The 8091-nt window shown below is 67.9% G+C and carries 10 protein-coding genes; 4 read left to right on the top strand and 6 right to left on the bottom strand.

Translation table 11 applies throughout. The annotated features are described in order from the left end of the window. Positions 1-99: 99 nt before the first annotated feature. Positions 100-591 (top strand): branched-chain amino acid ABC transporter substrate-binding protein, encoded by a 492-nt coding sequence (locus tag ACE3UA_RS13650; protein ID WP_374646001.1) that lies wholly within the window; start codon positions 100-102, stop codon positions 589-591. A 179-nt stretch (positions 592-770) separates the two neighbouring features. On the opposite strand, the gene ACE3UA_RS13645 is transcribed toward ACE3UA_RS13650, so the two are convergent. The 3 genes from ACE3UA_RS13645 to ACE3UA_RS13635 form a co-directional block, all read right to left on the bottom strand. Continuing rightward, on the bottom strand, positions 771-1118 hold the full coding sequence (locus ACE3UA_RS13645; protein WP_374646000.1) for a hypothetical protein: 348 nt from the start codon (positions 1116-1118) through the stop codon (positions 771-773). Positions 1119-1193: 75 nt separating this feature from the next. After that, positions 1194-2051 (bottom strand): SDR family oxidoreductase, encoded by an 858-nt coding sequence (locus ACE3UA_RS13640; protein WP_374645998.1) that lies wholly within the window; start codon positions 2049-2051, stop codon positions 1194-1196. Beyond that, positions 2048-2230, bottom strand: a complete 183-nt coding sequence (locus ACE3UA_RS13635; RefSeq protein ID WP_374645996.1) for a hypothetical protein — start codon at positions 2228-2230, stop codon at positions 2048-2050. Before ACE3UA_RS13635 ends, ACE3UA_RS13640 begins: the two co-directional genes overlap by 4 nt. 132 nt (positions 2231-2362) lie before the next feature. Between ACE3UA_RS13635 and ACE3UA_RS13630 the strand changes: the two genes are divergently transcribed. Continuing rightward, positions 2363-2581: a DUF2934 domain-containing protein gene (locus tag ACE3UA_RS13630; RefSeq protein ID WP_374645994.1), complete on the top strand. Its 219-nt coding sequence runs from the start codon at positions 2363-2365 to the stop codon at positions 2579-2581. Positions 2582-2710: 129 nt separating this feature from the next. Here ACE3UA_RS13630 and ACE3UA_RS13625 read toward each other — a convergent pair whose 3' ends face one another. Beyond that, on the bottom strand, positions 2711-3205 hold the full coding sequence (locus ACE3UA_RS13625; protein ID WP_374645992.1) for a ferritin-like domain-containing protein: 495 nt from the start codon (positions 3203-3205) through the stop codon (positions 2711-2713). 80 nt (positions 3206-3285) lie between these two features. Next, complete coding sequence (locus tag ACE3UA_RS13620; protein ID WP_374645990.1) at positions 3286-3759, bottom strand: sigma-70 family RNA polymerase sigma factor; 474 nt, start codon at positions 3757-3759, stop codon at positions 3286-3288. 221 nt (positions 3760-3980) lie between these two features. On the opposite strand from ACE3UA_RS13620, the gene ACE3UA_RS13615 reads away from it, so the two are divergent. Together ACE3UA_RS13615 and ligD are read left to right on the top strand one after the other, a co-directional pair. After that, positions 3981-4802, top strand: coding sequence for a Ku protein (locus ACE3UA_RS13615; protein ID WP_374645988.1), 822 nt, complete (start codon positions 3981-3983; stop codon positions 4800-4802). 1 nt (position 4803) lies between these two features. Beyond that, a complete protein-coding gene (ligD, locus tag ACE3UA_RS13610) occupies positions 4804-7242 on the top strand; it encodes a DNA ligase D (RefSeq protein WP_374645986.1) in 2439 nt (812 codons plus the stop codon). Here ligD and ACE3UA_RS13605 read toward each other — a convergent pair. Beyond that, positions 7239-8033 carry a Ku protein gene (locus ACE3UA_RS13605; RefSeq protein WP_374645984.1) on the bottom strand — a complete coding sequence of 265 codons (795 nt, stop codon included), beginning with the start codon at positions 8031-8033 and terminating at the stop codon, positions 7239-7241. The two genes, ligD and ACE3UA_RS13605, sit on opposite strands and share 4 nt — an antisense overlap. Positions 8034-8091: the final 58 nt, after the last annotated feature.

The raw sequence follows: 8091 nt of genomic DNA, 5'->3' as shown, positions 1-8091 counted from the left end.
ACCCGCTACGATAGATGCCCAAAAGTCTTCCTCTCCGCCGTCGCACTCGCCGCAACCGTCATGTTCTGGCTATGATCCGAGAACGAGTCCTGACCCTACATGGCTCTGGTCTCCAAACTGAAAGCCGCGGAGGTCGATGTCCTTTACTATGGCGGATACCACACCGAAGCCGGCCTGATTGCGCGCCAGATGCGTGAACAGGGCATGGACACCATCATGTTCTCGGGGGACGGTCTCACGACTGCCGAATACTGGGCGATCACCGGCGAGGCCGGTGCCGGGACGCTGTTTACCTTCTCGCCCGATCCGCGCCGCGAACCCAAGGCGGCCGAGACCGTAGAACGCTTCCGCGCCGCCGGCATCGAACCGGAAGGCTATGTGCTCTACAGCTATGCAGCCGTTCAGACCTGGGCTCAGGCCGCGAATGCTGCTGGCTCGGTCGATTTCGACGCGGTGGTCAAATCGCTGTACGAAACGAAGTTCGACACGGTCCTTGGCGAAATGGGCTATAACGAAAAGGGCGATGCGACCCTTCCGGGCTATGTCGTGTATGAATGGAAAGACGGCAACTACGACTATTTCGCCGAGTGATCTTTCGGCCCGCCGCGAGTGCATTCGCGGCGGGCCGTCTTGCGTCATGGCCGAGGACGAGGCGAACACGCCAGTTCCTTGCCCGCGTGACAGCAGACCCCAGCGCAAGCCGCCAGCCTCGCGGCATGACAGGCAACGGACCCGGCAGCCAGTACCGGGCCCTTGCCGTCGCTTCGGTGTCAGGGCGTCGTCGCCGGAGGCGTGGTCTCGGTAGACCCCGTGCCTTCGGGCGCAGCGCCATCGGTTGCCGTCCCGTCGGTCGCGGCGCCATCGGTCGCAGCGCCATCGGTAGCGGCACCGTCAATCGCAGCGCCATCGGTCGCGGCACCGTCCGTCGCGGGCGCGGCCGGCTCGGCCGGGATGATCGCCGGGTCGGGTTCGGTCCGGTCGAAGCTGAAGGCCAGGATCGCGATGATGATCGCAGCCAGCACGGCCAGCACCAGCCACATGCCGGTCTGGCGGCCGCGCGGGGCCGGGGCGCGGCCGTCGACGGGGCGCGTGCCCTCGGGGGGCGGTGGATTGTGCATCGGGTGTCCTTTCGGTTTCGGGACGTCAGGCCCCGACAACCCGCGACTTGCGCCGATGTTCCGCCCCCGCCGCCCCTACAGCATCGGTCCGCCGCCCGTGACCGCGATGGTCGCGCCCGAGACATAGCTCGACATCGGCTCGGCCAGCATCACATAGGCGGTCGCCAGCTCGACCGGCTGGGCCGGGCGCTTCATCGGATAGTCCTCGCCGAAATGCGCCACCTTCTCCGGCTCCAGCGACGAGGGGATCAGCGGCGTCCAGACCGGACCGGGGGCGACGCAGTTCACCCGGATCCCCTGCTCGGCCAGAAGCTGCGCCAGACCCACGGTAAAGTTCTGGATCGCCCCCTTCGTCGTGGCATAGGCCAGAAGCGAGGGATTCGGCTTGTCGGCGTTGATCGAGGTCGTGTTGATGATCGAACTGCCCTGCCCCATATGCGGCAGCGCGGCCCGGACCAGGTGGAAGATCGCATCGATGTTGATGGCGAAGGTCTTGTCCCATTCCTCGGGCGTCAGATCCTCCAGCGTCTCGATCACGCTCTGGTGCGCGGCATTGTTGACCAGGATGTCGATCCGGCCCCATTCCTCGGCCACCCGCTCGACGACCTTGCGGCAGGCGTCGGGGTCGGACAGGTCGGCGGCAAGCTTGAGGCAGCTCTGCCCCGCCGCCTCGACCACGCGGGCGGTGTCGGCTGCATCCTCGGTCTCGCTCAGGTAGCACAGCGCGACATCGGCCCCCTCGCGGGCATAGGCGATGGCAACCGCCCGGCCGATGCCGCTGTCCGCCCCGGTGATCAGCGCGACGCGGCCCTGCAGCCGCCCGGCCCCGCGCCACGAGGTTTCGCCATGGTCGGGGCGGGGCTGCATCGGGATGAAGCTGCCGGGTGGCTCCTGGCTTTGCGGCGGAAACGGGGGTTTCGGATGCTCGGTCATTGCCCGCCCTCCGGGTCGACCGGGCGGTCGACCGAGCCGCCGGGCTGCTTGCGGTTGGCATCGGGTCGCGCGTCCGGGTCCACGCGGAAATGGCCGGCCGGGTCGATCTGTTGCTGGCGCTGGTCGATCACTCCGGGCTTCGGGTGGCGCAGTTCCTCGTTCTTGGGAAGGTCCGTCATGGTCGGGCATCCTCTGGCAGGGAAACCTGCGTCCAACGGCAGGCCCCTCGCCTTTGTTCCCGGAAAGGCGGTGGCCGGAACATTCCGCCAGCCTCGCGGGTTGCCCCCGCCCAATGTGAACGGAGGGATCAGATGACGCAGGACCAGGAAGCCCGCATCCGGCAGCGCGCCTATGAAATCTGGCAGGACGAGGGCACACCTTCGGGCCGGGCCGAGGCGAACTGGCTTCGCGCCGAAAGCGAGTTGTCGCGCGAGGCCGTCGACCCGGTCTGGCAGGGCGAGGACAGCGCCAGCATGACCGCGACCCCGGAGGAGCCGGCCGCCGCCGCCGGTCGCCGCAGACGCGGCTGAACTAATCGTGCCAGATGCAATCTGGCCCGATGGAATCGCCCACGAAAACGGCCCCGCGCAGAAACGCGCGGGGCCGTTCCCCTTCTTACCTGTCCGGGGGGAGCGCCCGGACAGGCGGAAGACCGGCTGTCAGGCGGCCAGGGCGGCCTGATTGACGGATTTTTCGGCCACCTTGGTCAGCGCCTCGTCGGTCGCGCCCTCCTCCTGCAGGGTGGATTCCAGCAGGCGGGCGGCATCACCCATGTCCAGAAGCTCGGCCCAGCGGCAAAGCGTGCCATAACGCGCAATCTCGTAATGCTCGACCGCCTGTGCCGCGGCGATCAGGCCCGCGTCCACTGCCGGACTGCCGGCGAAGGCTTCGATCACCTCCTCACCCTCCTCGATCAGCCCGTCGATCGCCGGGCAGGTCTTGCCGCGCGCGGGCTTCCCCATCAGCTCGAACACCTGCTGCAGGCGCTCGACATGCGTCTGGGTCTCCTCATGATGCTTCTCGAAGGCCGCTTTTAGGTCGGGCGACCCGGCCGCGCGGGCCATCTTGGGCAGGGCCCGCAGGATCTTGCGCTCGGCGTAATAAATGTCCTTCAGCGTGTCGTGAAACAGGGTCTCGAGGTTCTGCGTCTTCATGGTCGTCTCCTTGCGTTCGGGACAGCGGATCGGTGCAGGCAACCGGCAGGCGCTGGAATTGTTCCCCCACCCGGCGCGGCCTAGACCTCCTCGCCCAGCGCCGTGCGCAGCTGGCGGCGGCCACGGTTGATCCGGCTCTTGATCGTGCCGATGTCGCAGCCCAGGATCTCGGCCGCCGAGAGGTAGCTTTCCCCGGTGACCAGCACCAGGACGATGGCCTCGCGGTAGGGCTGCGGCAGGTCCAGAAGGGCCGCTTCCACCTCCTTGCCGCGCATGTGCCAGTATTGCACCGGCTGGCTTACCGGCACCGAGGAGGCACAATCCTCGGCCGCCGGGCGTTCGCGCGAGAGCTTGATGCACTGGCTGTAGAAGCGGTTGCGCATGATGGTGAAAAGCCAGGCCCGCATGTTGGTTCCGGGGGTATAGGACTCCACCTTCTCGATCGCGCGCAGCAGCGTGTCCTGCACCAGGTCATCCGGGTCGCCGGTCCGGCCGCAGAGGGACCGTGCAAACAGACGCAGCGCGGGGATGTAACTCAGGATGTCATCCGACATGAAGATATTGCCTTCCGGTTTTCTCCCCGGCGCGAGGGCCCGGGGCAGCCCACCCGCAAAGGCAATGCACATGCCCGGCGCCAGTTCCGCCCGGTCGCGGAGCATTTCCCGTCGCAGGCGAATGCCCGCCGACCGTCCCCGCGCGGATCGCGGCGCTACCGCAGCGGCGGAACCCCCGGGGCTCTCGCGCCGTTTCCGCAGGACAGCCACGGGAGGGCGGCATGGCTCTGCGCGCGAACTGGAAGGGCCGGATGGTGGTGGGCGAGGTCGGCTGCGGCATCGGGCTTTACACCGCTGCCTCCACCTCGGACCGCATCGCCTTTCACACCATCAACCGGGCCACCGGCAACCGTGTCCAGCGCCGCTTTGTCGACAGCGAGACCGGCAAACCCGTCCCGCGCGAGGATGAGGTGAAAGGCTATGAGGTCGATGACGGCGATTATGTCCTGCTTGACGACGAGGACCTGGCCGGCGCCATTCCCGAAAGCGACAAGGTGCTGCGGCTGGACCGCTTCATCGACTGCGACAACGTGGACACGCTGTTCTTCGACCGCCCCTATTACCTTGCCCCCAGCGATCCCGCCTCGGTCGAGGTCTTCGCGCTGATCCGCGCGGGGATGAAGGCGCGCGGCGTCGCCGCCCTGGCGCGGACCGTGCTTTTCCGCCGGGTGCGGACGCTGCTGATCCGGCCGCAGGGCCTGGGGCTGGTGGCCAGCACGCTGCAATTCGAGCATGAGGTGAAATCCCCGGCCGAGGTCTTCGACGAGATCCCGAAGCTGAAGCTCGAAGGCGAGATGCTGGACCTTGCCGCCCATATCATCCGGACCAAGACCGGCCGTTTCGATCCGGCGGAGTTCGACGACCGCTACGAATCCGCCCTGGCCGATCTGGTGAAGGCCAAGCTGGAAGGCCGCAAGATCACTCCGCGCAAGACGAAGCGGCCGGGCAAGGTCGTGGACCTCCTGACCGCGTTGCGCGAAAGCGTCGGGCACGCCGAGGGCAAGGAGGCGAGGAAACCGGCTCCGCGCCGGAAGGCGGGCTGAGATGGCGCTGGAAACCTATCGCCGCAAGCGCGACTTCCAGGCGACTCCCGAACCTTCGGGCGAAGGGGCGACGGGGGCTGGCAACAGCTTCGTCATCCAGAAACACGCGGCGCGGCGGCTGCATTACGACCTGCGGCTGGAGATGGACGGCGTGCTGAAAAGCTGGGCCGTGACGCGCGGTCCCAGCCTGGTAGCGGGCGAGAAGCGCCTTGCCATCCATGTCGAGGATCACCCGCTGGACTATGGCGATTTCGAAGGCACGATCCCCAGGGGCCAGTATGGCGGCGGCACGGTCATCGTCTGGGACCGCGGAACCTGGACCCCGGTGGCCGAGCCCGAGCGGGGCTATGCCAAGGGCCATCTGGAGTTCGAGCTGAACGGCGAAAAGCTTTCCGGCCGCTGGCATCTGGTGCGGATCAAGGGCAAGCCCGGCGAAAAGCGCGAGAACTGGCTGCTGATCAAGGGCGAGGATGCGGCGGCGCGCAGCGAGGATGCCCCCGACATCCTTGAGGAAAGCCCGCTCTCGGTGAAGACCGGCCGCGATCTGGCCGAGGTCGCGAAGGGCGCGCCGCCGAAAGCCCCGAAGTCCGGCACGAAGTCCGGCACAAGAAAGACGCGCGCGGCCAGCCTTCCCGATTTCGTGCCGCCGATGCTGGCAACCCTGGTCGGTGCGACCCCGACGGACGACCGTTGGCTGCACGAGATCAAGTTCGACGGCTATCGCCTCCAGGCGCGCATCGCGCAGGGCAAGGCCTGGCTCCTGACCCGCTCGGGCCTGGACTGGACCGAACGGCTTGCCCCCCTGGCCAAGGCGCTGGCGGCCCTGCCGGTGGCATCGGCCCTGATCGACGGCGAGCTGGTGGTCGAGGGCGGCTCGGGTGCCAGCGACTTTTCGGCGCTGCAAGCGGATCTCTCCGAGGGCCGCGCCGACCGGCTGGTGTTCTATGCCTTCGACCTGATGCATCTGGACGGCGAGGACCTGCGCAAGCTGCCGCTCACCGACCGCAAGGCGCGGCTGGTGCACCTGCTGAAGGCAGCGCCCCCCGCCCTGCGCTACAGCGACCATTTCGACGACGGCGGCGAGATCGTCCTGCGTCACGCCTGCCGCCTGGGGCTGGAGGGCGTTGTCTCCAAGCTGCGCGACAGCCCCTATCGCTCGGGGCGGGGGCGCAATTGGGTCAAGTCGAAATGCTCGGCCCGGCAGGAGTTCGTCATCGGCGGCTATGTGCCCTCGAGCGTTTCGGAGAAGGCCATCGGGTCGCTGGTCATGGGGGTGTTCGACAACGGCCGGCTGAACCATGTCGGCCGCGTCGGCACCGGGTTCAGCAACCAGACCGCGCGGCAGGTCTTTGACCGGCTGCAAGCCCTGGAAACCCGCGAAAGCCCCTTCGCCGGCCGCCTGACCTCCGAGGAGGCGCGCGGCGTCCGCTTCGTCCGCCCCGAACTGGTGGCCGAGGTCGAGTTCCGCGCCTGGACCGGCGACGGCCACCTGCGCCACGCCTCGTTCCGCGGCCTGCGCGAGGACAAGCCCGCGCATGAAGTGCGCCGCGAGGCCGCGCCTTCGGCAAAGACGGCGCCCCAGCCGAAACGGACGGTGAAACTGACCCATCCCGACCGGATCTACTGGCCCGGAGCGGGCGTCACCAAGGCGGGCCTCGCCGATCATTATGCCGAAGTCTGGCCCTTGATCGCCCCGCATCTGGTGGGCCGCCCGCTTGCGCTTCTCCGCTGCCCCGACGGGATCGACGGGCAGCAGTTCTTTCAGAAACACGGCTGGAAGGGGATGAACGGCAAGATCCTGACGCCGCAGGACCCCGGCGATCCCGGCGAAAGCGTGATCGCGATCGCCGATCTGGACGGGCTTCTCGGCCTGGTTCAGTCCGCCGCGCTGGAGATCCATCCCTGGGGCTCGACCCTGGCGCAGATCGAGACCCCCGACCGCATCGTGATGGACCTCGATCCCGGCGAGGGCGTGGACTGGCCGCGGATGATCGCCGCGGCAAGGGAGGTGCGCGAACGGATCGAACGGGCGGGGCTGGCGGCCTTCCTCAAGACCTCGGGCGGGAAGGGCCTGCATGTGGTTGCGCCCCTGAAACCGCAGGCGAAATGGCCGGCGGTCAAGGCCTGGTGCCAATCCCTTGCCCGCGCCATGGCCGCCGACCAGCCCGACCGCTATGTCGCGACGATCACCAAGGCCAAGCGCAAGGGCAGGATCCTTGTCGACTACCTGCGCAACCAGCGCGGGGCGACGGCGGTGGCCCCCTGGTCCACCCGCGCGCGACCCGGAGCCGCCGTCTCGACCCCGATCACCTGGGAGGAACTGGGCCCCGAGATCGGCCCGGCGCATTTCACCGTGCTGAACCTGCCCAACCGCCTTGCGGCGGTGACGGATCCCTGGGCGGATTTCTTCGCCGAGGCGCGGCCGCTGCCGAAAGCCTAGCCGCCCTTCTCGGCGGCGATGCTGCGCTTCAGCGCGTCCATGATGCTGACCACATTGTCCGCCTTCGGCGGCGTGGCGGCCTTGCGCTTCTGCGTCTTTCGCCCCTTCCGCTTGGCCTCGATGATCTCGACCAGCCGGTCCTGCACCGGATCGACGACGAAGCCCGGCGACCAGTCGGCCTTGCGCGTGTCGATCAGCTTCTCGACCAGCTTCAGCAGGTCCTTGTCCACCGGGGCCTTGTCCAGCCGCGCGAAATACTCCGCCTCCGGCCGCACCTCGTCGCCATAGCGCAGCGTCCATAGCACGATCCCCCGCCCCCTCGGCCGCAGCAGCACCGCGCGTTCGCGGCGATAGAGCACAAGCCGCGCGATCCCGGCCATTCCGGTCTCGGCCATCGCCTCGCGGATCACCGAGAAGGCCTCTTCTCCCACCTTGTCGTTCGGGACCAGGAAATGCGGCCGGTCATACCAGATCCAGCCGATCGAGTCCCGGGGGACGAAGCGTTCGATGTCGATGGTGCGGGTGCTTTCCAGCGCGACGGCCTCGATTTCCTCGTCCTCCAGCAGGACATGGTCGTCCTCGCCCCTTGGATAGCCCTTGGCCTCGTCCTCTTCGGCCACCGGCTTGCCGGTTTCCGCATCGACATATTGCTGGACCAGACGATTGCCCGTCGCGCGGTTGAGCGTATGGAACCGCAGCCTGCCGCCCTCGGTCGTTGCCGGAGTCATCGCCACCGGGCAGGTGACCAGCGACAGCTTGAGATAGCCCTTCCAGAACGTGCGCGGTGCCATGGCCTCTCCCCTTCCTGCGCAAACGCCTGCCAACTTTGGCGGTTCCCCCCGGTTCTGC

It is taken from the genome of Tabrizicola sp. (genome assembly GCF_041919135.1).
In the GTDB taxonomy this organism is placed as follows: Bacteria; Pseudomonadota; Alphaproteobacteria; order Rhodobacterales; family Rhodobacteraceae; genus Tabrizicola.
This window is presented reverse-complemented; position numbering and strand designations above follow the sequence as displayed.